At 67.9% G+C, this 23,671-nt stretch carries 18 protein-coding genes and 1 pseudogene; 7 read left to right on the top strand and 12 right to left on the bottom strand.

The genetic code is table 11. From position 1 onward, the window contains the following. Positions 1-11: 11 nt before the first annotated feature. From OHA11_RS30235 to OHA11_RS30210, 6 genes and pseudogenes are all read right to left on the bottom strand, one after another. Positions 12-359: a hypothetical protein gene (locus tag OHA11_RS30235; protein WP_266501858.1), complete on the bottom strand. Its 348-nt coding sequence runs from the start codon at positions 357-359 to the stop codon at positions 12-14. Between the two features lie 262 nt (positions 360-621). Further along, positions 622-1,551, bottom strand: coding sequence for a helix-turn-helix domain-containing protein (locus tag OHA11_RS30230; protein ID WP_266501855.1), 930 nt, complete (start codon positions 1,549-1,551; stop codon positions 622-624). A 144-nt stretch (positions 1,552-1,695) separates the two neighbouring features. After that, a pseudogene (locus OHA11_RS30225) lies at positions 1,696-1,938 on the bottom strand (ATP-binding protein); the annotation flags it as partial. Between the two features lie 45 nt (positions 1,939-1,983). Continuing rightward, positions 1,984-2,427, bottom strand: a complete 444-nt coding sequence (locus tag OHA11_RS30220; RefSeq protein ID WP_266507573.1) for a GNAT family N-acetyltransferase — start codon at positions 2,425-2,427, stop codon at positions 1,984-1,986. A gap of 80 nt (positions 2,428-2,507) precedes the next feature. Beyond that, positions 2,508-3,380, bottom strand: coding sequence for an acyl-CoA thioesterase II (gene tesB / locus OHA11_RS30215; RefSeq protein WP_266501852.1), 873 nt, complete (start codon positions 3,378-3,380; stop codon positions 2,508-2,510). A 69-nt stretch (positions 3,381-3,449) separates the two neighbouring features. Continuing rightward, positions 3,450-4,607: an acyl-CoA dehydrogenase family protein gene (locus tag OHA11_RS30210; RefSeq protein ID WP_266501849.1), complete on the bottom strand. Its 1,158-nt coding sequence runs from the start codon at positions 4,605-4,607 to the stop codon at positions 3,450-3,452. A gap of 663 nt (positions 4,608-5,270) precedes the next feature. Between OHA11_RS30210 and OHA11_RS30205 the strand changes: the two genes are divergently transcribed. Next, complete coding sequence (locus OHA11_RS30205) at positions 5,271-5,636, top strand: hypothetical protein (RefSeq protein WP_266501846.1); 366 nt, start codon at positions 5,271-5,273, stop codon at positions 5,634-5,636. 354 nt (positions 5,637-5,990) lie between these two features. Here the strand turns inward: OHA11_RS30205 and OHA11_RS30200 are convergent, their stop codons facing one another. Continuing rightward, positions 5,991-6,578 carry a TetR/AcrR family transcriptional regulator gene (locus tag OHA11_RS30200; RefSeq protein ID WP_266501843.1) on the bottom strand — a complete coding sequence of 196 codons (588 nt, stop codon included), beginning with the start codon at positions 6,576-6,578 and terminating at the stop codon, positions 5,991-5,993. A 154-nt stretch (positions 6,579-6,732) separates the two neighbouring features. Between OHA11_RS30200 and OHA11_RS30195 the strand changes: the two genes are divergently transcribed. The 4 genes from OHA11_RS30195 to OHA11_RS30180 are packed head-to-tail and all read left to right on the top strand — an operon-like array spanning position 6,733 to position 12,659. Beyond that, complete coding sequence (locus OHA11_RS30195) at positions 6,733-8,349, top strand: carboxyl transferase domain-containing protein (RefSeq protein WP_266501840.1); 1,617 nt, start codon at positions 6,733-6,735, stop codon at positions 8,347-8,349. Positions 8,350-8,377: 28 nt separating this feature from the next. Further along, a complete protein-coding gene (locus tag OHA11_RS30190) occupies positions 8,378-10,534 on the top strand; it encodes a biotin carboxylase N-terminal domain-containing protein (RefSeq protein WP_266501838.1) in 2,157 nt (718 codons plus the stop codon). Further along, positions 10,531-11,487 (top strand): hydroxymethylglutaryl-CoA lyase, encoded by a 957-nt coding sequence (locus tag OHA11_RS30185; RefSeq protein WP_266501836.1) that lies wholly within the window; start codon positions 10,531-10,533, stop codon positions 11,485-11,487. The genes OHA11_RS30190 and OHA11_RS30185 overlap by 4 nt, the downstream gene beginning before the upstream one ends. Positions 11,488-11,492: 5 nt before the next feature. Beyond that, positions 11,493-12,659, top strand: coding sequence for an acyl-CoA dehydrogenase family protein (locus OHA11_RS30180; RefSeq protein ID WP_266501833.1), 1,167 nt, complete (start codon positions 11,493-11,495; stop codon positions 12,657-12,659). A 57-nt stretch (positions 12,660-12,716) separates the two neighbouring features. Here the strand turns inward: OHA11_RS30180 and OHA11_RS30175 are convergent, their stop codons facing one another. Then, positions 12,717-13,457, bottom strand: coding sequence for a Uma2 family endonuclease (locus tag OHA11_RS30175; RefSeq protein ID WP_323186706.1), 741 nt, complete (start codon positions 13,455-13,457; stop codon positions 12,717-12,719). Beyond that, a complete protein-coding gene (locus OHA11_RS30170; protein ID WP_266501830.1) occupies positions 13,438-13,935 on the bottom strand; it encodes an ATP-binding protein in 498 nt (165 codons plus the stop codon). Before OHA11_RS30170 ends, OHA11_RS30175 begins: the two co-directional genes overlap by 20 nt. A gap of 250 nt (positions 13,936-14,185) precedes the next feature. Here OHA11_RS30170 and OHA11_RS30165 point away from each other — a divergent pair, with 250 nt between their 5' ends. Both OHA11_RS30165 and OHA11_RS30160 read left to right on the top strand, forming a co-directional pair. Further along, positions 14,186-15,037 (top strand): helix-turn-helix transcriptional regulator, encoded by an 852-nt coding sequence (locus OHA11_RS30165; RefSeq protein WP_266501827.1) that lies wholly within the window; start codon positions 14,186-14,188, stop codon positions 15,035-15,037. An 11-nt stretch (positions 15,038-15,048) separates the two neighbouring features. Beyond that, on the top strand, positions 15,049-15,243 hold the full coding sequence (locus OHA11_RS30160) for a DUF397 domain-containing protein (protein ID WP_266501824.1): 195 nt from the start codon (positions 15,049-15,051) through the stop codon (positions 15,241-15,243). Between the two features lie 83 nt (positions 15,244-15,326). Here the strand turns inward: OHA11_RS30160 and OHA11_RS30155 are convergent, their stop codons facing one another. From OHA11_RS30155 to OHA11_RS30145, 3 genes are all read right to left on the bottom strand, one after another. Beyond that, positions 15,327-15,902, bottom strand: coding sequence for a hypothetical protein (locus OHA11_RS30155; protein WP_266501821.1), 576 nt, complete (start codon positions 15,900-15,902; stop codon positions 15,327-15,329). A gap of 322 nt (positions 15,903-16,224) precedes the next feature. Further along, positions 16,225-16,668 carry a hypothetical protein gene (locus OHA11_RS30150; RefSeq protein ID WP_266501819.1) on the bottom strand — a complete coding sequence of 148 codons (444 nt, stop codon included), beginning with the start codon at positions 16,666-16,668 and terminating at the stop codon, positions 16,225-16,227. 61 nt (positions 16,669-16,729) lie between these two features. Continuing rightward, on the bottom strand, positions 16,730-23,665 hold the full coding sequence (locus OHA11_RS30145) for a polymorphic toxin-type HINT domain-containing protein (RefSeq protein ID WP_266501816.1): 6,936 nt from the start codon (positions 23,663-23,665) through the stop codon (positions 16,730-16,732). Between the last annotated feature and the right edge of the window lie 6 nt (positions 23,666-23,671).

The following is a 23,671-nucleotide window of genomic DNA, read 5'->3' as shown; positions in this document are numbered from 1 at the left end:
CCACTTCCAGCTCACTCGCGCACTGCCTTCATGGCCTCGTCCAGTACGGCGCTCAGCTCTCGTAGGGCTTCCTGCGCTAGGACGGGATCGTCGTGCTCCAGGTTGCTCTTCGCATGAGCATGGCGGTCGGACAGATCGGGGCGGCGGGCGATCTCGATGTCCCTGGCCCAGGTGAGGACCCAGCTCCGTACTGGACTCAGGGACTGCCACTCGACTGCCTTGGCAAAGGCGTCGTCCTTCGTGCTCTGCATCTCCTCCAGACGGCTGGGGGCGACGACGGCGAGGGCGGCGCGCAAGGCATCAGGTGTCCGCTCGGGACGAGGGATCAGCTCATGTCCGTGATCGGCCTGGGTGCTCATGGTGTCCTCCAGAGGGTGCCCCGGCCAGAGTATCCGGCCAGGGGCACGGCAGAGCCGGGCGACCGGCGGAGCGGTGCCCGGCTGCCGGGCGCCTTCCGCGTACGCACGTGTCGCCGCGAGGAGGACGGCTCGATGCTCGGCCTCGGCCTCCGAGTCCCCCCGCTCCTCGGCGCCCGGTTCGGCGAGAGGACGAGCGGTCTTCTCGGCGGCTGCCGGGCACCTCTCAGGAGCGCGTGCCTGCGCTCCCACAAGTTCTCGCCGCTCACCGCTCGACCTCCTGGTGTCCGCGTACCGGGCCGGGATGCCTTGCGGGGCGCTCACGGCAGTCTCGGCAGCGTGCGCCGGGCTCGGGCGAACGGAAGCCGCGGTCACAGCCTTCGCAGTTCTGGAGGGGATGCCGGACGGGTAGGGGCTCGGCAGCGGTGCCCAACGATGGCAGTGGTGGCAGTGGTGGCAGCTGGGCCGCGAGGCGGTGAGCCAGGAAGGCGGCCGGGCGGCGCAGGGGCTCGGGTGGCAGATCGCAGGCCAGGGCGTGGCGTACGGCGGTGGGGGTGAGGTCTCGCTCCAGCCAGGCGGCCACGCCGGGGGCGAGGTGTTCGGCGTCGGTGGCGGAGAGGAGGAAGCGGGGCTCCTCGCGGCGGAGGCCCACCAGGACGTCGATGGCCGTCTGGAGGAGGGCCGGGGAGGAGTACGCGGGCTCCGGTACGGCGGGGAGTGCGCGGCGTGCGGGCTTCTTCCGCTGCTCGGCCGCCCGCCGGGCCGGGTGCCTGGGTTCGTCGGGCGTGTCCCCGTGCCTGCCCGGCTGGTTGCAGGAGACCGTGCGGGTGACGATCCGGCCGCTCTCCGTGCGTTCGCGGGTGCGGCGCAGGTAGCCGTGGGCCTCCAGTTCGCGCAGGGCGGCGGCGATACGCGTCGGGCCCTCGGGGAAGCGGGCGGCGAGGGTCTTGATGTCGGCGCGGGCGCCGGTGGGGAGCGACTGGATGTGGACGGCGAGTCCGATGGCCAGCCCGGACAGCTCCGGGTGCTGGGCGAGGTGATTGCCGATCACCGTGAAGCGGGTGGTGTGGCGGGAGTTGTCGTGCGCGATGCCGCCGCCCGGGTGGGTGTTCGCGCGGGCGTTTCGGCGGGGGTGGTTTTTACCCGTGGGACGGGTCTGGGCGTGCGGGCGCACGCTAGGGTTCTGCGTATCCATCAGGAAGTTATGCCTTCCTCGGTGGTCAGGCCCTCGCACTGGGATTGCCGTCCCGGCGGGGGCCGTCGCATGTCTGCGGTTGTGTTGTGTCGCGCTGAGCGTAGAGCAGCCAACCTGTCCCGAAGCCAGCCGAGTTGGTGATGTTCACTCGCGCGAGTGAGCGCCCGCCGTGGGCGGGAGGGGTGGGGCTTGGTGGGGTTTCTTTCCCTCTCGTGGTCCTTTGGGAAGAGCGCCAGGCCCACCGGAACACACGGCGTCAGGCTCCGGTGAGTTTGGTGCCAGGTCGAGTTCGGCCCATACGGTTTCGCGGGGGACGGGGCCCAGTTCGACGCCCCAGCGGTCCGCGAGGGCCTCGACGAGGAGCAGGCCGCGTCCGGCCTCGGTCTCGGGGGACGTCGGCCGGTGACGCGGAAGGCCGCCCGCTGTCCTCGTTCACGTGCCGAGGACGCCCGCACCCGGCAATCGCACCATGTAGATATCGATCGGGTCCTGAACCTCCACGGTGAACCCGTGGCGCTCGTACAACCGCCGGGCGGCGCTGCCCTGCAGGACGTTCAGGCGGACGAGCACGCCGTCGGCATCGGTCCGGTCCAGCAGGGAGCGCAGGACAGCCGAGCCGAGCCCTCGGCCCTGGATACCCGGGGCGAGATAGAAATGCTCCAGCCACTGCCCGTCCTCGGCGGGCCGCAATGTGACGCAGCCCGCGAAGGCGCCATCGGCCAGGATGACCGACGTGTGCTGCGGGGAGAAGGAATCCCGCAGCCGCTGGCGGACCCGATGCTCGTCGAACCGGCCCAACCGCTCCAGGTCCGGGCGCATCACCATGGCACGCAGCTCCGCGATCGCCTCGACATCCGCTGGGTCCGCGGGGCGCATGGCCCATTCCGAGGGCCGGTCCGACGTGAAGCCGGGCGCCACCCGGCCCGCCTGTATCTCGTCCGTCCTTGGGATCAGGATCACCGCGGAATCCGTACAACTCCCTCCTGGATCACCGTGATGGCCAGCCGCCCGTCCTGCGTGTAGATACGGGCCTGGCCGAGGCCCCGCCCGCCGGACGCGGACGGCGACTCCTGGTCGTACAGCAGCCATTCGTCGGCGCGGAACGGCCGGTGGAACCACATCGCGTGGTCCAGGGAGGCCCCGACCACGTCCCCGGTGACCCAGCCGCCGCGCCCGTGGGCGAGCAGTACGGAGTCGAGGAGCGTCATGTCGGAGACGTACGTGGCGAGGCAGACGTGCAGGAGCGGATCGTCGGCGAGCTTGCCGTTGGTGCGGAACCACACCTGGGAGCGGGGTTCGCGCTCCTCCCCCACGCTGGCGAACGGCGGCGCGTCGACATAGCGGAGGTCGACGGCCTCGCGTGCCTCCAACAGCCGCTCCACGACGCCCTGTTCGCGGTACATGTCCGCGTACCGCGGCAGCAGCTCGGCCGCCGTCGGCAGGGTCTCCGGATCGGGCGCGGCCGGCATGTCGGCCTGGTGCTCCATGCCCTCCTCGTACGTCTGGAAGGACGCGGAGAGGTGGAAGATCGGCTGTCCGTGCTGGACGGCGACGACCCGGCGGGTCGTGAAGGACCGGCCGTCGCGGATCCGGTCGACGCTGTAGACGATCGGCACGCCCGGATCCCCGGCGCGCAGGAAGTACGCGTGCAGGGAGTGGGCGAACCGGTCCTCGGGGACCGTGCGCCCCGCGGCGACCAGTGCCTGTGCCGCGACCTGCCCGCCGAAGACGCGGGGGACGAGGGCGGACCGGGACTGACCACGGAAAATGTCCTGCTCGATCTGCTCCAGGTCGAGCAGATCGAGCAGGGCTTCAAGTGCCTGGCTCATGTGTCAGTTGTACCGCGCAGTGATTTCTCGGATGTTTTCTCGGATGCTTTCTCGGGTGCTTTGCGGGCCTTACAGGCCCATGTCCTTGGCGATGATCGACTTCATGATCTCGCTGGTGCCGCCGTAGATGCGGTTGACACGGTTGTCCGCGTACAGGCGGGCGATCGGGTACTCGTTCATGAAGCCGTAGCCGCCGTGCAGTTGGAGGCAGCGGTCGATGACGCGGTGCGCGACCTCGGTGCAGAACAGCTTCGCGGACGCGGCCTCGGCGGGGCTGAGCTCGCCCGCGTCGAGGGCTTCGAGCGCGCGGTCGGCGACGGCCTGCGCGGCGTCGACCTCGGCCTGGCAGGCGGCCAGTTCGAACTTGGTGTTCTGGAAGGAGGCGACCGGCTTGCCGAAGACGGTGCGCTCCTGGACGTACTCCTTGGCGAACCGGACGGCCGCCGCGGCCTGCGCGTACGCGCCGTAGGCGATGCCCCAGCGCTCGGAGGCGAGGTTGTGGCCGAGGTAGGCGAAGCCCTTGTTCTCCTCGCCGAGGAGGTCCTCGGCGGGCACCTTGACATCGACGAACGCCAGCTCGGCGGTGTCGGAGGTCTTCAGGCCGAGCTTGTCGAGCTTGCGGCCCACGGAGTAGCCCTCGGCCTTGGTGTCCACGGCGAAGAGGGAGATGCCGAAGCGGCGGTCCTCGGCGGTGGCGGCGGACGTACGGGCGCAGACGATCACGCGGTCGGCGTGCACGCCACCGGTGATGAAGGTCTTGGCGCCGTTGAGGACGTAGTGCGTGCCGTCCTCGGAGAGCTTGGCGGTGGTCTTCATGCCCGCGAGGTCGGAACCGGTGCCCGGCTCGGTCATCGCAAGCGCCCACATCTCCTCACCGGAGACGAACTTCGGCAGGTAGCGCTTCTTCTGCTCGTCGGTGGCGAGCGCCTTGATGTAGGGCAGGCCGAGCAGCACGTGCACACCGGAGCCGCCGAAGTTGACACCCGCGCGGGCGGTCTCCTCGGACATGACGGCCTCGAACTTGTACGAGTCGATGCCGGCGCCGCCGAACTCCTCGTCGACGCGTATGCCGAAGACGCCCAGCTCGGCGAGCTTGTAGTAGAAGTCGCGCGGCGCCTGACCGGCCGCGAACCACTCGTCGTAGACGGGAACGACCTCGGCCTCGATGAAGGCCCGAAGGGTCTCCCGGAACGCCTCGTGATCCTCGTTGAACACCGTACGGCGCACCGCCGCCACCTTCCTTGCGCCTGAACCGGCGCCGCTCTCGCGTACGTGGTTGCCCGCCGTCGGGGTTCCTCAATTGATGGCTGCGCCCCCAGGGCTAAGCGCTTGCTCACCAACCGTACCGGCGAGTACGAAGGTACGTCCAGGTAACGCTCGTCACGCGAACCCGGCGGGGACGGCGCGAACCGCTCGGCGTGACCATCACGGGGCTCCACCGAAACCGCGAATCACCGTCTGGCTCATGTCAGACGTTGTCGTTGTCGGTGCGGGAATCGTCGGCTCCTGGGCGAGCCAGTCCCTCGCAAGGGAACATCGAGGCAACGCTCCGCGATAGCTCCGCGCTTGCTCCCCAAGATCTGTGCCAGAACCCGCTACTCGCGAATAAAGCCAACCGGGCCTGTTCAAAGCCCTCTTCGGCCGCCACGTCCGACGAACGTGGCCGCACTCCTCGTCGATGAGGAATGCCGTCGGAGACTGCGCGGAGCCAAGGGCCGACGCTGTCCGGGCGACATCAGCGTCCAGTCAACCTCAGTTGTCCCGGGTACAGATCGAAGCGCCGCCGACTTACGTTTTTCCTCCAAACACCTCGGCCTCCGTGCGGCGCCAGGCTCACGCCGGCGACACGCCCGCCACACGGGGCCGTTCCAGAATATCGAGGGGGAATCCATGAAGCGTATGCGGATTCGGAGCAAGGCCGCGGCGGCGGTGGCGACGGCGCTGCTGGCGCTCGGTATGGGGGTTCTGTCGGCGTCGCCGGCCTCGGCGGCCCCCACCGGCTGTCCGTCCGGTGCCGCGTGCATCTACGGAGGGCCCAACGCCAGCGGTGGCGTGACCAATCAGTACTGGTCCCGCGGGGTCCACAGGCTCTACAACCAGTTCGGCGTCCACACGGTGTTCAACAACCAGACGGACGGCTGGAAGTTCAAGCTGTGCAAGGGCTCGAACGGCACCAACTGTGACTGGACCTTCTACCAGGGTGCCTGGTGGGACGTCGACCTCACGCCGTACAACTCGGTCATCGTCACTCCGTAGCGAGCCGCGGGAGCCCCGGGAGGTTTCTTCCCCTCCCGGGGCTCCCGCGCGTTTGCGCCCCGACGGCCCGCCGAACGCGCCGGCGCCACCACACCGCCACCACACTGGCGGCATCGGCGGCATCGGCGGCATCGGCGGGCTGGGCATCGCGGCCCGCCGATGCCGTCGGCCTCCAGAGCCTCCACGGCGTCCAGCGCCTCCACGGCGTCCCGCGACCACTGCCAGGCGGCATGGACAGACCACCGGCGCATCGTTGTGGCGTGACAGCGCCCTAGGACGTTGTCGGCTGCTGAAGATCGGGAGCGTGGCCGTGACGTGAAGAAGGGCTCCCCCACCATCCGGCCGAAGGCCGGTCTACTCCGCCGACGCGAACGCCCCCCGCGCCATCCGGTGCAGCAACACCGCCGTAGGCCCCCGCCCCGGCAACGACCCCGCCCGCCCGAGGTGCGGCGTCGAATTCAGCAGCCCGAACACCGAGTGCACCGCCGACCGGGCCGTCGGTTCCGTCAGCCCGGGGTAGACCTCACGGACCACCCCCACCCACAGCTCCACATACTGCCGCTGCAGCTGCCGCACCAGCTTGCGGTCGCTGTCCCGGAGGCGGTCCAGCTCTCGGTCGTGCAGGGTGATCAAGGGGCGGTCGTCGAGCGCGAAGTCGATGTGCCCCTCGATGAGTGAGTCGAGGAGTGCCTCGGGATTCCCGTCGGACTCCGCCAGGCGGCGCTTGCCGCCGGTCAGCAGTTGCCCGCTGATCCCCACCAGCAGTTCGGCGAGCATCGCATCCTTGCCCGGGAAGTGCCGGTACAGGCCGGGGCCGCTGATGCCGACCGCCGCCCCTATCTCGTCGACCCCGACACCGTGGAAACCGCGCTCGGCGAAGAGCCGGGCGGCCTCCTTGAGGATCTGCTCACGGCGGGTGGGGGCGTCGGTTCTCGTGGCCATGGAGTAATTCTAGACAGGGAGGTTAGCGCTCGTTAACCTGGAGGAAACGCGTTAACGCTCATTAACTTGGTTCATGGATCAACGGCAACTCGGTTCATGGGCCGGCGACGGCTTGGTTCATGGACCGGTGACCACCGGGTGAGGGGACCGCAGAATGCACGAGGCACCGGAGCTGACGACCGCGGGGGACCCCGCGGCGGAGGCCTGGCGGGCCAACGAGGAGGCGCACCGCACGCTCGTCGACGAGCTGCGGCGCAAGCTCGCCGCGGCCCGTCTCGGCGGCGGTGAGCGGGCCCGCGCCCGGCACACCGCCCGCGGCAAACTGCTGCCGCGCGACCGCGTGGACACACTCCTCGACCCCGGCTCGCCCTTCCTGGAGCTGGCCCCGCTGGCGGCCGACGGGATGTACGAGGGCCAGGCCCCGGCCGCGGGCGTCATCGCCGGGATCGGCCGGGTGAGCGGCCGCGAGTGCGTGGTGGTCGCCAACGACGCGACGGTCAAGGGCGGCACGTACTACCCGATGACGGTGAAGAAGCACCTCCGCGCGCAGGAGGTGGCGCTGGAGAACCGCCTCCCCTGTGTGTACCTGGTGGACTCGGGCGGCGCCTTCCTCCCCATGCAGGACGAGGTCTTCCCCGACCGCGAGCACTTCGGGCGGATCTTCTACAACCAGGCCCGGATGTCGGGCGCTGGCATCCCGCAGATCGCGGCCGTCCTCGGCTCGTGCACGGCCGGCGGGGCGTACGTCCCGGCGATGAGCGACGAGGCCGTGATCGTGCGGAACCAGGGCACGATCTTCCTCGGCGGCCCGCCCCTGGTGAAGGCCGCGACCGGCGAGGTCGTCACGGCGGAGGAGCTGGGCGGCGGCGAGGTCCACTCCCGTATCTCCGGCGTCACGGACCACCTCGCGGAGGACGACGCGCACGCGCTGCGGATCGTCCGGACCATCGTCTCCACGCTCCCCGACCGCGGCCCCCTCCCCTGGTCGGTCACGCAGGGCATCGAGCCGAAGGTGGATCCGGCCGGGCTGTACGGCGCGGTGCCGGTGGACTCCCGCACCCCCTATGACGTGCGCGAGGTCATCGCGCGCGTGGTCGACGGCTCGCGGTTCGCCGAGTTCAAGTCCGAGTTCGGGCAGACCCTCGTCACCGGCTTCGCCCGGATCCACGGCCACCCGGTCGGGATCGTCGCGAACAACGGCATCCTGTTCTCCGAGTCCGCCCAGAAGGGCGCCCACTTCATCGAGCTGTGCGACCAGCGCGGCATCCCGCTGGTCTTCCTGCAGAACATCTCGGGCTTCATGGTGGGCCGTCAGTACGAGGCCGGGGGCATCGCCAAGCACGGCGCCAAGATGGTCACGGCCGTCGCCTGCACGCGCGTACCGAAGCTGACGGTGGTGGTCGGCGGGTCGTACGGCGCGGGCAACTACTCGATGTGCGGCCGGGCGTACTCCCCACGCTTCCTGTGGATGTGGCCGAACGCCAAGATCTCCGTGATGGGCGGCGAACAGGCCGCGTCGGTCCTCGCGACCGTCAAGCGCGACCAGTTGGAGGGCCGCGGGGAGTCCTGGCCGGCGGAGGACGAAGAGAACTTCAAGGCTCCGATCCGCGCCCAGTACGAGCACCAGGGCAACGCGTACTACGCCACGGCCCGGCTCTGGGACGACGGTGTGATCGACCCGATGGAGACCCGGCAGGTGCTGGGACTGGCACTGACGGCTTGCGCGAACGCGCCGCTGGGTGACCCCCAGTTCGGCGTCTTCCGGATGTGAGGGGACGGATGTGAGGGGACGGACGACGATGTTCGACACGGTACTCGTGGCCAACCGGGGCGAGATCGCCGTACGGGTCATCCGTACGCTCCGGTCACTGGGCGTCCGCTCGGTGGCCGTCTTCTCCGACGCCGACGCGGACGCCCGGCATGTGCGCGAGGCGGACACCGCGGTACGGATCGGTCCGGCGCCGGCCGCCGAGAGCTATCTGTCGGCGGAGCGCCTGCTGGAAGCGGCGGCGAGGACGGGCGCTCAGGCGGTGCACCCCGGGTACGGATTCCTGGCGGAGAACGCCGAGTTCGCGCGGGCGTGCGCCGCTGCGGGGCTGGTCTTCATCGGACCTCCGGCGGACGCGATCTCGCTGATGGGCGACAAGATCCGCGCCAAGGAGACGGTGAAGGCGGCGGGGGTTCCGGTGGTGCCGGGGTCTTCGGGTAGTGAGCTGTCCGATGCCGAACTGGCCGCTGCCGCCCGGGAGATCGGGATGCCCGTACTGCTGAAGCCGTCGGCGGGCGGGGGCGGCAAGGGCATGCGGCTCGTGCGGGACGCCTCCGCGCTGGCGGACGAGATCGCCGCCGCGCGCCGGGAGGCACGGGCCTCCTTCGGTGACGACACGCTCCTCGTCGAGCGGTGGGTCGACCGGCCCCGGCACATCGAGATCCAGGTCCTGGCGGACGGCCACGGGAACGTCGTGCACCTCGGCGAGCGCGAGTGCTCCCTCCAGCGTCGGCACCAGAAGATCATCGAGGAAGCGCCCAGCGTGTTCCTCGATGAGAAGACCCGGGCCGCGATGGGTGAGGCGGCCGTCCAGGCGGCCCGCTCCTGCGGGTACTCGGGCGCGGGCACGGTCGAGTTCATCGTGCCGGGCGTCACTGTGCCCATCGGGGGGACACCCCCCGAACCCCCCGTGTCCTCGTACTACTTCATGGAGATGAACGCGCGTCTCCAGGTCGAGCATCCCGTGACCGAGATGATCACCGGGATCGACCTGGTGGAGTGGCAGTTGCGGGTGGCGGCGGGCGAGCGCCTCGGCTTCGCCCAGGAGGACATCACGCTCACCGGGCACGCCGTCGAGGCCCGGATCTGTGCGGAGGATCCGGCGCGGGGATTCCTGCCGTCCGGCGGGACGGTCCTGCGGTTGTACGAGCCCCAGGGGGACGGGGTCCGTACGGACTCGGGGCTGTCCGAGGGCACGGAGGTCGGGTCGTTGTACGACCCGATGCTGTCCAAGGTGATCGCGTACGGGCCGGACCGGGCGACCGCGCTGCGGCGGCTTCGCGGGGCGTTGGCGGGGACGGTGACGTTGGGGGTGCAGACGAACGCGGGGTTCCTCCGGAGGTTGCTGGGCCATCCCGCGGTTGTGGCGGGGGAGTTGGATACGGGGCTGGTGGAGCGGGAGGTCGAGGGGCTGGTTTCGGGTTCGGTGCCGGGTGAGGTGTACGTGGTGGGTGGGTTGCTGCGACAGGCGGCGCTCTTCCCCAACCCCGCCCCTTCCCGAAGCGCCAATCGGCCTGAACGGCCTCGTCCTCAAACGCCGGACGGGCTGAGTGGGAGCGGCTGGATCGATCCGTTCTCCGTGCCCAGTGGGTGGCGGCTCGGCGGGGAGCATGCCTGGACCGTGCACCACTTGCGGGTGCCGGGCCACGACCCCGTGACCGTCCAGGTGCGAAGCACGGCGGAAGGCACGGAGTTCCTCCTCGACGGCGCAGCCGAACCCCTCCGGGGGTCTGGGGGCCTGCCCCCAGCTTCGGGAAGGGGTGGGATCGGGGAAGAAAACCCCTCTACCGTCACCCTCCACCTCGCCGGCCGGACCCACACCTTCCACCACACCTCCACCTGGCTCGGCCGCGACGGCGACGCGTGGAACGTCCTCGATCACGACCCCGTCGCCGCCTCCCTCACCGGCGCCGCCCACGCGGGCGCGGACTCCCTCACCGCCCCCATGCCCGGCACGGTGACCGTCGTGAAGGTGGCCGTCGGGGACGAAGTGACGGCCGGGCAGAGCCTGTTGGTGGTGGAGGCGATGAAGATGGAGCACGTCATCTCCGCCCCGCACGCCGGCACCGTCACCGAGCTGGACGTCACCCCGGGCACGACGGTCGCCATGGACCAGATCCTGGCCGTGATCGCGCCACGGGAGGAATCCCCGGAGGAGCTGGAAGCGCAGGAGGAGGAGAAGGCATGACCACTCCCGAACTCGGCCTGCCCATGGCCGTACCGGCCGAGGGGCTCCCGGCCCGCGTCCGTATCCACGAGGTCGGCGCCCGCGACGGACTGCAGAACGAGAAGGCCACCGTCCCGACGGAGACCAAGGCGGAGTTCGTACGGCGGCTGGCCGACGCGGGCCTCACCACCATCGAGGCGACCAGCTTCGTCCACCCCAAGTGGGTGCCCCAACTGGCCGACGCGGAGCAGCTGTTCCCCCTCGTCCGCGACCTGGGCGACCTCTCCGGCACGGCCCTCCCCGTCCTCGTACCGAACGAACGGGGCCTGGACCGGGCCCTGGCCCTCGGCGCGACCCGTATCGCGGTCTTCGCCAGTGCCACGGAGTCCTTCGCCAAGGCCAATCTCAACCGGACCGTGGACGAGGCACTGGCGATGTTCGAGCCGGTGGTCCGGCGGGCCAAGGCGCAGGACGCCCACGTGCGCGGCTATCTGTCGATGTGCTTCGGCGATCCGTGGGAGGGGCCGGTACCTGTCCCCCAGGTCGTACGAGTCTGCCGTGCGCTCCTCGACATGGGCTGCGACGAGCTGAGCCTGGGCGACACGATCGGCGTGGCGACCCCGGGGCATGTGGGCCGACTCCTCACCGCGCTCAACGAAGAAGGCGTATCCACGCCCTCCCTCGGCGTGCACTTCCACGACACGTACGGCCAGGCCCTGTCCAACACCCTGGCCGCGCTCCAGCACGGCGTCACGACCGTGGACGCGTCCGCGGGCGGCCTCGGCGGCTGTCCGTACGCGAAGAGCGCCACCGGCAACCTCGCCACCGAAGACCTCGTGTGGATGCTGACGGGCCTCGGCATCGACACCGGAGTCGACCTCGACCGACTCACCGCCACAAGCGTGTGGATGGCCGAACAACTGGGCCGACCCAGCCCGTCCCGCACCGTCCGCGCCCTCTCCCACCAGGAGTGATCCCCATGGCTCTCGACCACCGCCTCTCCCCCGAACTCGACGAACTCCGCCGCACGGTGGCCGACTTCGCGCACGACGTCGTGGCCCCGAAGATCGGCGACTTCTACGAGCGCCACGAGTTCCCGTACGAGATCGTCCGCGAGATGGGCCGCATGGGTCTGTTCGGGCTGCCGTTCCCGGAGGAGTACGGGGGCATGGGCGGCGACTACATGGCCCTCGGCATCGTGCTGGAGGAGCTGGCCCGGGTTGACTCGTCGGTGGCCATCACCCTGGAGGCGGGCGTCTCCCTCGGCGCCATGCCGATCCACCTCTTCGGGACCGACGAGCAGAAGGCGGAGTGGCTTCCCCGCCTCTGCTCCGGCGAGGTCCTCGGCGCCTTCGGTCTCACCGAGCCGGACGGCGGCTCGGACGCGGGCGCGACCCGTACGACCGCCCGCCTGGACGAGGCGACCAACGAATGGGTGATCAACGGCACCAAGTGCTTCATCACCAACTCGGGGACGGACATCACGGGCCTGGTCACGGTGACGGCGGTGACCGACCGCACCGAGGACGGCAAGCCCCTCATCTCCTCGATCATCGTGCCGTCGGGGACCCCCGGCTTCACGGTCGCCGCCCCCTACTCGAAGGTCGGCTGGAACGCCTCGGACACGCGCGAACTGTCCTTTGCGGACGTCCGCGTCCCCGCAGCGAACCTGCTCGGCTCCGAGGGCCGCGGCTACGCGCAGTTCCTCCGCATTCTGGACGAGGGCCGGATCGCCATCGCGGCCCTCGCGACGGGCCTGGCCCAGGGCTGCGTGGACGAATCACTGAAGTACGCGAAGGAACGCCACGCCTTCGGCCGCCCGATCGGCGCGAACCAGGCGATCCAGTTCAAGATCGCGGACATGGAGATGAAGGCCTACACGGCTCGCCTCGCCTGGCGCGACGCGGCGTCCCGCCTCGTCGCGGGCGAACCCTTCAAAAAGGAAGCGGCCCTGGCGAAGCTCCACTCCTCCACCATCGCCGTCGACAACGCCCGCGACGCCACCCAGATCCACGGCGGCTACGGCTTCATGAACGAGTACCCGGTCGCCCGCATGTGGCGCGACTCCAAGATTCTGGAAATCGGCGAGGGCACGAGCGAGGTCCAGCGGATGCTGATCGCACGGGAGTTGGGGCTGGTGGGCTGAGAACCGCCGTACCGTCGCCGGTCTGCGCCAACTCGGCCACAGACCCACGCTCGGTGTTCACGCATCCCGCGTGTTCTCTTCTTTCGCGTCATTCGCGCGGACGAAAAACCCGGACGTGTCCAGCTCGAAGTCGAAGGGCGCGGGCACGTGCAGCGGCTCACCGAAGGGAACGCAGTGCCGGGACCGATAGCCCTTCGAAGACGGATCCCAGAAGGCTGTGACCTCCTGGACCTGCATGTCGAGCACCAGATACACGGGCACGACCCGACCGTACGTGTCCAGCTTGTCGAGCCAGTCGGCGTCCTTGGTGGAGTCGGACGTCAGCTCCGCGGCGAGGGACAGAGCGGCACCATCGGCATGTCGGCCATCGACGTCGAAGGCAGTCTCGTCGGCGACGTGCAGATCAGGGCCGAAGCCCCGCTCGGAGCCGGGGAAGGTGAAGAGAAACGGCGCTACGTCGACGTCGTGACCCTCCGGGGCATGGGGTTGCAACTGCAGCCGCAGTGACTTCATCACCTTCTTGTAGCGCAGCTTCGACCACGGCGACACGATGATCTTCCCCCGGATGAGTTCGGCCTTGTAGCCGTCAGGTGTGTCCAGCTCCTCGACGATTCGGAGCATGTCCTCGAAAGCTCCGGCCGGAGAGGCGTCTATGGCCGTCGGGCGCTCGGTCATGGTGGTCACCACGGTCCTCCGCTGGTTACAGAGCGTGTCGCGCTTCCACGATAGCGCGGGGCCATCTTGGCCGCCCGCCGCTTGATCACCGGCCGCTCTGCCGTCACGCGGCGGCTCCAGCACGATCAGCCACCGGCACCCCCAGCTCGCACCACAGCATCTTCCCGCTCGTCCCGAAGAGATCGTCTCCGAGCGGATATCCGCCCCACGCGTCCGCGAAATGGCATACGAGAAACAGCCCACGCCCACCGTCGGCCTCCACCGGCACAGGCGCGGGGCGCAACGGTCCTGAGCGCTTGTCGAACGGGGGCGGGATGTGAGGGTTGGCATCCCAGACACTCACCCGCAGCCGACCGCCACCCAGGCCGCGGAGGCGGAGGGCGGAGGGGCCGGTGGAGTGGCGGTAGGCGTTGGTGACAAGCTCGGAGGCCAACAGCTCTGCGACGTCAACGAGTTGCGCCAGGCCGTGCCCGGCGAGCACGGCCCGGAGGGTGATGCGGGCGATACGGGCGGCGCGGGGATCGTGGGGCAGCTGGAGGACGTACACCCAAGTCGGGTCCGCTTCACACTCCAGCAGGGACGGCGGGGATACGGTGACCATGAAAGCCTCCTGCGGTGGGGGGACTTGCTTCATTCGACTCACTCGACGCCTCGACCGGGCGGTGACGGTGGCGGTGCCACGTACAGGCACGTACGTGGTGCACTTCCGGCTTACCGGCGGGGGTGGTGGAGCGGTTCGGGTCTCACCGTAGACTGCGATCCCTGAAGGTTTTGCTTGAAGATGCAAAACCTTCAGGGATTTGCCCTGTGTGGGTGACCGCCACGTCAGATGTACGAAACGGAGCGAGGACATGGCACCACGGAGCACCCCCACAGCTCGCCGTCTCCGTATCGGCACCGAGCTGCGCCGGCTGCGCGAGCGGGCGGGCATGACCGCCGTGCAGGCCGCCCGCTCGCTGGGTACCACGCAAGCTCAGATCAGCAATATCGAGGCCAACCGCTTCGGCGTGAGCGGGGAACGCGTACGCACGCTCGCCCATATCTACGGCTGCGCGGACGAGCCGCTGGTCGACGCCCTCGCGGACATGGCGGCGAACCGCACGCGCGGCTGGTGGGAGGAGTACCGCGACACACTTCCGTCCCCCCTCCTCGACTTGGCCGAGATGGAGCACCACGCCACCGCACTACGCGTTGCCCAGGTCATCAACATCCCCGGCCTGCTCCAGACACCCGATCACGCCCGCGCACTCTTCCGCGAAGTGGTCCCGGCCCTGCGACCCCACGAAATCGAGCACTACATCTCCCACCGCATCAAACGCCAGGCCGTCCTGTTTCGTGACAACCCAGTGCCGTACACCGCGATCATCCACGAAGCGGCCCTGCGCATGCAGTTCGGCGGCCGAGAGGTGGCCCGAGCCCAACTGCGGCACCTCGCCGAAGTCGGCGAACAACCGAACATCAGCCTGCGCGTCATCCCCTTCGGCGGCACGTCGTTCCCAACCGCCGGCCACGGCCTCGACTACGCCAGCGGACCGGTGACCGCCCTCGACACCGCCCAGCTGGACACCAGCCACGGCAGCGAACTGATTGATGCGGCAGGGAAGTTGGAGACGTACCGGCTCATCCTGGACCGCATGGAGCAGGCCACCCTGAAGCCCGCCGCCTCCCACGACCTCATCGACACCATCGCCAAGAGCATCTGACGAGGACCCCCGTGACCGATCTCCACTGGCAGAAGTCCACATACAGCGAGACAGCGTCCTCCTGCGTCTATCTCGCCGCCCCCTCCGCCGGAATGATCCTCCTCAGAGAAAGCGACGAACCGGAAACCCTGCTCATAACCGGCCCGCTCCAGCTTGCGGCACTGATATCCACCCTGCACACACCACACAAGCCACCGCGGACATAGGCCGAGGGCAAGCCATTCAGAGCGGGCCAACTGCGCACGGGCGCCTTCTCCACCCAGGGCAGCAGCAACGGCACGACCAGCGCTCACTTGCGTTGCGCTTCATGCAGACGCTCCACTTGCTTGCCAATCAGTTCTTCAGGGAAGGAAGAGCTGCGCCCGATATTCATCCTCTGAAAGGTCACGATCACATTCCCGGACCGAACCAGGGTGAACTCCATATCCCGGTCTCCCAAGTCCTTTATGGGGACGATTTCCCGGAAACGCGCGGCTTCGTCTCCCACATTCGGGTCCTTCTCCACCTTGACCGCTGCCTTGAATTTTCCTGCATAGTTTCCGCCCGAGTAGGAGCGGCACGCACCAAGCGCCTGTTCGAGTTCGGCAAAGACTTTGCGCGCTTCACCCTGTTCATACGATGCAATGATCGAGGAGCCTGCATAGATGTCTCCCTCCCAGTCGAAGGACTGAGAAACAACGACTGATGCATTCTCACCGATTCGAATATCGACCATCACATTACAGGAAGGGTCAGAAACCGGTGGGAACGAAGGCCTACCGCTCTTCGTTTCGAATTCCTGTAGGACGATCCCGCCCTCTCGCACCTGCGGGACCTCACTCTCCTTGAAGGTGAGCGCCTTCAACTGCGCTTTCGTGAGTGGCACCAGAGAATCCTCGGCAGACGCGGTCGACTTCCCAGACCCATCCACTTTCCGTGCATCAGTACTCGAGGAACACGCGACGGCAGCGAGTGTCCCAGTCGCCAAGATAAGCATGACTCGGATGAACCGTGGCACGCGCGCATACATGGACTCTCCGAGGGTTGTTCGAATCAAAGATAGGCATCAAAGGTCATAGCATTTGAACGGCGCGGTCACCCCGCTAACGCCGCCGACTCACCCTAAATCTCCCCCCTCAGGCAGACCCTCGACTTGGAGCAAAATATTTGGCGAAGCCACCCGGCAGTCGGAGCCGCCTGTCTGGGTGTCAGCTGCCAGTGAGTCGCAACGTCGGGCCATAGCCACCGGATCCGTCCGAGACGGTGATCTCGAACTCCCGGCCAGGGAAAGCCTTCTGTACCGCCGCTCGCCACATGACGGCAATATTCTCCGCCAGTTCGGGGAGTGCGGCGTACTCCGATTCCAAAGTGATCACAAAGTAGTCCCACAAGTGGACATGGTTCACTACCGATTCGACTGCCCGCCAATCACCTGACAGACGGCCGTACCAGTCATCGACCGATTTTCCGTCGAACTTGAAGCCGAGGAATACACGGTCACGGTATTCAACGAGCTTCGGCCAGTACAAGTCCGCCAGAGCAGCAGCCTCAGCCACTGAGACGTTGGCAGACATGAAGCCCTGGAGGTGGTACCCGTCGGCCTCAGCGCCGGTCACCCACTCCGACAACTGCGGCAACCCTCGCGGATCCATTACGTTGACTCTCTTTGGTCTAGAGCTCGCTTGCTTGACGACACAACCACGAACTGTTGCATCAACACCCCATGGGCGGGAGGTCGTCCGGACCCGTCGGACGGGCGGTCTGCCCCTGGTACGGGAAGACCCTGCCGTCGGGAGTCTGGTTTCGGTGGAATTCCTGGACGTGCGGAGTATCAACACCCTTGTGAGATTCTCCGACGAGGTCCACCCTCCTCAAGATTATCCCACTCTCGTCATAGACGGAGTAGTTCGTTATCTCACCATTCACACCGGTTCGGTAAAGAATCCCGTTCGACGGTCCGGAGACAGCACCCCGGGTGTCTCCGCCCGTCGGAAACTTCTGCCCGGTCGGCCACTCGTGCGCATTCGCCCACGGGTTGCTTCCGCCACCCCCGGAATTGTGAACGAGAACCGAGGTGGGTCCCGCCAGCACATAGTACGTGTGCAGTTCGTCAACGGTCAGGTTGTGCACACGAGCGATCTGGGTCCAGCGCTGGATGGCCTCGACCTGAGCTGGGGTGCCCGCGGAGGTACGGAGCCTCTGACCAGGTTTGAGGTCACGAGCATCCACCCACTGGCCCAGGTCTATGACCCAGAAGGGATGATTGTCGGTGGCGGTTACCGTCTGCCGACTGCCCCGTTCATCTTCGATAGCGATCTTTACTAGATCCTTGACTCCTTCGCTCAAGAGTGCGGCGGTCACCTCTTGCGGCGCCGTCTTCCCCGTCTCAGGATCCGTCGCCAAGACTTCGTCACCGACCCGTAGGTCCTCGATGTTCTTGGTACTGCCGTCGGCCATGAGTACCTGAGTGCCGGGGAGGAAACTCCTCCTCACGCAAGCCATTGCCGCGGCGGCTGCATTGTCGCCGCTCTTGACGAGTTTCGCCGCCTTGGCGAGCTTCCCCACCGGCAGCAGCCCCACTGCCGTCCACACGCAGCCGCTGACGCTTCCCTTGGCGCAGTCGATGGCGTCGCGTACGCCGATGAACTCCAGGAAGTCCTGCGTCGGGCTGACCCACCCCAGAGCATTGAGCGCTTTGCAGGCGTCGCCAGCCGGGTCACTTAGACACTTACTGTCCGACCACTTCACGAGAAGCTGGGAATACGTCTGGTTCTTCAATGGGTCGTACCCACGGTTCCGGAGATCTTCCTCCGTGGGAATGGCCACCCCGGGGACGATCTCAGGTTGCTTGCTTGAGTTGCCACCGCCGCTGTTGCCGACACTGTTGCCACCCGTGCCACCACCACCGTGGCTGATCGCGTACTCGACTTTCCCATCGTGGTCGTAGCACGCGTTGTGCGTGCATCCCGGGCCGTTCTCCGGCTTCCAGGCCGAGCCGGGGTTGTTCACACTGCAGCCGTCGCAGTACAGACCGCTCGGGTCCGACTGAGTGATGGGGCTGTTGTTCGCGTAGCTGTAGCCGTTGAGGGACCAGGCGTTGTTGCCGTCGAGGACGGGGTCGACGCTGATGAACTGGCCGATGGCAGGGTCGTATTCGCGAGCCCCGACATGGGTCAGGCCGGTTGTCTCGTCAGCGGGCTTTCCGAGGAAGGCTTTGTCGTCCGGCCAGGTGGTGGGCTCGTTGCCGCGTGGACCTCCGAACGGTGTGAGGTAGCGGCGGGTTGCCGTCTGGGTGGCATCCGCCTTTACGCTCAGGCTCATGGTGCCGTGGTGGTCACCCGCCTGGAAGGTGAGTTCATTCTTGCCCGCGCCGACGGTTCGTACGGCGCCTCCCGCGTAATAGCGGGTGCCTGAGAGTGCCTTGTCCTTGCCGCCGCCCGAGACCGAGAGCTTCACCTCCGTGGCGCCGAGGTACAGGACCGTCTCGCCATCGGTGGTGGCGGCGCGGCGGATGAGGAGCTCGCCGTCCGCGTCGTAGACGTACTTGGTGCCGGTGGCCGGCTGGGATTCGGCTGCGGGCTCGCTGGTTTCGGCGAGTCGGCCTTCGCTGTTCCAGGCCAGAGTCTGCGTCGCCTTGGTGCCCGGCCTGCTGGTGGTGTTGCCCGTGGCGTCGTACTTGTAGTCGTGCGTGGTCGGAGTCGAGCTTCCCGGGACCTTCGTTTCGGTCTTCGTCAGAGGGTGCGGCTGCCCGGTGGTTGTGCCGTGGGTCGAGGTGATCTCAGTGTCACCCGAAAGGCCGTGCTGGGTCTCGGTCTTGCGCTGGCCCGCGTTGTTGTACGTGTAGCTGGACCAATAGGGCGCTGCACCCCCCAAGTTGGAAGTGCTGCGGCCGGAGCTCGAACAGTCCGCGGTCTTCGGGGTCCAGGCTTCCGTGAGGCGGCGGTGACCGTCGTACGCGAAGCACTGGTGATCCGCCTGTGAGGTGCCCTGCCAGGTGGCGGTGTCGGACACCGCGGTGACGTTGCCCACGGCGTCGTAGGAGTACTTGAGGTCCTGCACCATGTAGCTGTGGGTGTCGGTGGTGACGTCCGACTCCGTCAGGCGGCGCGTGCCGTCCTCGTACTGGTTGGCGACATAGACCTTCTTGCCCGCCGAGTCGCTGCCCAGGGTCTGCTGCTCCAGCAGGCCGACGGGCGTGTACGTGGTGCCCAGCAGATAACCGGTCACGCCCTTGGCCGTGTTGGGCATGCCCAGGGTGTTGTACGTGTAGTCGATCTGCTCGTAGGCCTGCGTGCCCGTGGCGGGCATGCCGGCCACGACCGGCTCGCGGGTGTACTGCACAGTGCCGTCGACGTTGTAGGCGGTTTCGAACTTCAGGGTCTGCGGCACCCCCGCCGCGACGAGCGGCTCGTCGGCCGCCGCGGGCAGCTGCAGTTCGGAGGACAGGGGCTGGTAGAGGCTGTTGTAGGTGGTGACCCTCTGTGTGTAGGCCTTGCCGCCGACGTAGCGCGTGGCGGCGGCCGGGTAGCCCTTGCCGTTCGTGACCGTGTCGAAGGTCCAGTTGGCGAGCTTGTTGGCGTCGGTCTTCTCGGTCTGCCACAGGTCCGTCTTGCGGCCGAGCTCGTCGTAGCCGTAGATCAGCTTTCGCTGTTCGGCGTCTCTACTGGTGTCGAGCAGATCCAGGCTGGTGTACGTGGACCTTGTGATGCCACTGTCCGGGTCGGTGGTGGTGGTTCGACGCCCCATGAGGTCGTAGCCGTAGGACCACTGCTTGTCGTCCGGCCCGGTCATCGTCTTCGTCTGGCCGCCGGGGGCGTAGGTGAACTTGGTGGTGGCCGGCGTGCCGGTCGCGGTGGGGTTGGGGTACTCGCGTCGCTCGGTGACCTGTCCGAGCAGATTGCTCAGCACGGTCACGGCGTTGCCGCCGGCCGGCGCGGTGGTGGTGACGGAGTCTCCGGTGTAGCTGCTGCTGGTGGTCCAGCGTGTGGTGTTGTAGGTCTTGGTCACCACCTGGGTCGACCGACCGGTGCCGTCGAAGCTCGTGTCGGTGTGCAGCGGCGCGGACCCACCCGCCGTGCCGACCAACTCGCCTGACGGAGCGGTGGAGTCCCAGAGGTCGGCGTTGGTCTCGACCGCCAGGCCGCGATCGTCGTACATGGTCTCGTTGACGACCCTGCCTCCTCGCGGGGAGGGCGCCTGTGTCTGGCGTGGTCGCTGAAGCGCGTCGAAGATCTCGTAGCTGGTGTTGTACTGGGTCCTGCCCAGCGTCGATGTCGAGAGCCACGAAGGGGCGGTGCTCGAGATGCTGTAGCCGAACTTGTAGTTGCCGCCCTGGCTCAGGGCACGGGACCGGTTCGGCAGCCACACCTCGGTCATCCGGCCGAGGCTGTCGTAACTCTGCTCGGTAATGCGGTTGTTGGGATCGGTGGTCTTCAGCGGAAGGCCCCGGCCGGCGTCCATCACCGTGATGGCCTTGTGCTGCTTGGCGTTGACCACCTCGGTCTGGGTCAGCGGGCCGGCAGCCGCAGGAGTGTAGGTGGTCCGGGTGCTGCTCCCGATGTTGTTCGAGACCAGGGTCGCGCGACCGAGGGTGTCGTAGTCGGTCGCGGTCACCTTCTGCCAGACCGGATTGTCCGAGGCGTCATATCCGTTGGCCCGACCGATCCACCGCACCTCACCCTTGGTGGGCGACTGAGCGGCCGACCATGTGGTGGTGTCGTACGCGGTGGCGGTGTCGGCGATCACATCGCCGGGACGGGAATCGTCGGCCGGAAGGTCGAGCAGGCCCGTGGCCACGCTGCACGCCTTGGCAACCATCTGCTCACGGGAGACCAGCGCGGTGAGCCCTGCGGTGGTGTTGCGGGCGTACCAGGTTCGCGTGCAGACCTCGTCGCCGGAAGCTTCGGTACCGGAGTCCTCCACCGTGAGAGGCATGCCGTAGTCGTCGAAGGTCGTCCGGGTGGTGCGCGTCCTGTCCGTGGCGGCGCCGCCCGAGGTCACCCGGGTGCGGGCGTGGCCGGCCTCGGTGCGGACGTAGTAGGCCTCGGTGTCGGCGTACGACTTGTGTTGCGTGGCGGTCTTCTTCGACCAGGGGTCGCTGACCTTCCCGGAGACCTCCTCGCCGCCGTCGTAGGTGACCTGCTCTCGGGTGACACCTGCGTAGCGATCCAGGTCGGTGATCTTCGGGGCTTTGATCCCTGTGACCTCCACCGTGCGGGTGGAGCCGTCCTTCTGCTTGTCGCCGTGCATGCCGCGCAGGAAGACGGTGACGTCCTTGGACTTCGGTCCGGTGTCGTCACCAATGGTGCGCGTGACCTTCTCGAAGCCGCGCCAGACGGACCAGGTGCGTTCCTTCTCCACGGTCATGGGGTCGTCGTTGTAGTGCCACGCACCGCCGCCGGAGTAGTCGTAGTGGTGGTTGACGGCCAGGGTGCCGCCGTAGATGGAGCCGAGGCGCACATCCGAGACGGGGTACTTCTGGAACCAGTCGAGCTGGGGGACGGAGCCCCCGTTGGGCGACCAGTACACCGGGTAGCAGCGCTTGGTGTTCTTGTCCTCCGCCGGTTTGGTCATACCGGCCGTGCACTCGGCGGGCAGGTAGCTGACAGTGGTCTGCTGGCCGGTTTCGGAGACGATCGTGGACAGTCGCGGCTTGCCCAGCGGCAGGATGTTGTCGCCCGTACCGTCCACGCGGTTCTTGAACATCTGGTGGCCGAACTTGACGGCGGGCAGCGCGATGTCGGTGCCGTAGGTTCCCGTGCGCTGGATCTCGTCCAGCCACAGCGACTGGTCCGACGAGTCGCCGACCTCGCCCGGATCCAGATAGAGGTGCTTGAGCTTCCAGGAGTCGACCTGGTCGAAGGCCGGGGTGGTCAGCTTCGTGTTCCAGAAGTACGTTTCGACTGCGGTCAACCGCTTGCGGGTGAAGAACGTGGGGCTGCCCAGGCCGGTACAGGCGTCCCCCTCCTTGCAGATCGCGTCGTAGGGCACGTCTGGCCAGTTGGTGCGGTGCGCCTCGTCCAAGCTGTCGCAGCCCGAAGACGCCGCCAGGCAGCGCTCCGCGACCGGGAACGTGACCTTGTGCGAGGCCGCCGGGGTAGCACTGAACAGTGCACCGGCGCGCTGGCCGTAACGGATCTCCTTCAAGTAACCGCCACGGACGTACTCCGTGCCCGGGGAATCGACACCGTTCTTGGCGTAGAAGTTCTTCTCCGTGGCGTACCAGTAGGTCATGGCGTTGCCGTAAGTGTCCTCGACCATGTCGAGGTTCCAGCGCCAGGCCTGGACGTCCCATCGCCCGGCGAAGGTGGTGCCACCGGCGTACCCCGGCTCGCCTTCGTCGTCTCCGAATACCGGCGCGGTCCACACGGAGTTGGTGCGCTCGCCGCTCGGGGCGCCGGGCAGCTTGTGCAGGCCGAAGGTGTACCTGGTGCCGTCGCCCGTCGTCACCCGCCAGTACTCGCCACTGCTGTCGCCGTTCTCGAGAGCCGTGTCGGTCAGGTGCTCGACCTTGGACGCGTCGTCGTTCTTCAGCCGCCACTCACCGCTGGTGTCGTCCTTGACCAGTTCGGAGGCCTTGCCGTTGAGCACCATCGAGGCGTTGGTGTACTTCCAGCACAGGTCGAACTTGTCGGTCTGGCCGTCGTCGTCGCACGAGTGGTACTTGCGCTCGATGTAGGAGGAGGTGAGATCGAAGCCCTCTCCGACGAGGGAGCCCTGGTTGTTGGTGTTGGCGGTCCGGCCGTCCACACTGCTGGAGTCGTAGGAGAGGGCCAGATCCGGGCCGGGTCCGGCCGCCGGGGCGGGCACGCCGAACGGGTAACTCCAGCTGAACGAGCCGGACGAGCCACCGGCTTCCCAGGTGGAGGAGGCCGACAGCGGAGTGGCCTTGTAGTTGCCCAGCCCTGAGGAGGCGCCTGCCGTGACGGCGAGCACGGTCGCCTGGCGCGTGGTGGCTGTGCTGGCGGCCGTGGGCCGATCGGCGTTCGAGGCCGACGGCTGAGCCAGCGTGATGTCTCCCGCCACCGCGGCGGCCCGAGGGTCGTTGGAGGAGACGAGCTCCGTCTGGACGCGGCAGACACGCTTGTCGGGTGTGGTCAAGGCACACGCGGGCAGCTGCACGAGGCGGAGCCGGCCGCCGAAGTCCCCGCCCGCGGCGGCGAACTTGCGGTAGTCCACCGTCAGGCGAGCGGCGCCCTTGTGTTTGCCCTGGGCGGTGAGCAGCACTCCGTCGACGCCGGCCGCTTGAGCCGTCTTCCGGTTGAGGACCGTGAGGGTCACCGCGTCGGCTGCCTTGGTGCGCCCGGACTTGGGGGCGGCGATGGTGATGGGCAGGGATCCGGCTGTGACGCGCGTGGTGCCGGTGGTCGGTACGTCGACCGTGACGGTCCCTGGCTTCGGCCATGCGGGCTTCACCGCCTGCTGGTCGCGCGCCCGTCCGGCCGCGGCCTTGTCGGCGGCCTCCGCCTTCTTCAGTGCAGCGGCACTCTTCTTGTCCGGCTCGGTGGCGACAGGCCGCAGGTCGGCTTCGCGAGGGGCGGGCAGATCCGGTCGGCCGAGGCCCTTGTCCTGAGCCTCGGCTCGGTACTCGATGGGAGCCAGCAGCCCCGGCAGCATGGCCAACGACAGAACCGCGGCCGCACGCCCCATCCAGCG

The sequence above is a fragment of the Streptomyces sp. NBC_00878 genome (assembly GCF_026341515.1).
Taxonomy (GTDB): domain Bacteria; phylum Actinomycetota; class Actinomycetes; order Streptomycetales; family Streptomycetaceae; genus Streptomyces.
Note: the sequence above shows the minus strand (reverse complement) of the source record. Positions and strands in the feature narration are given on the sequence as shown.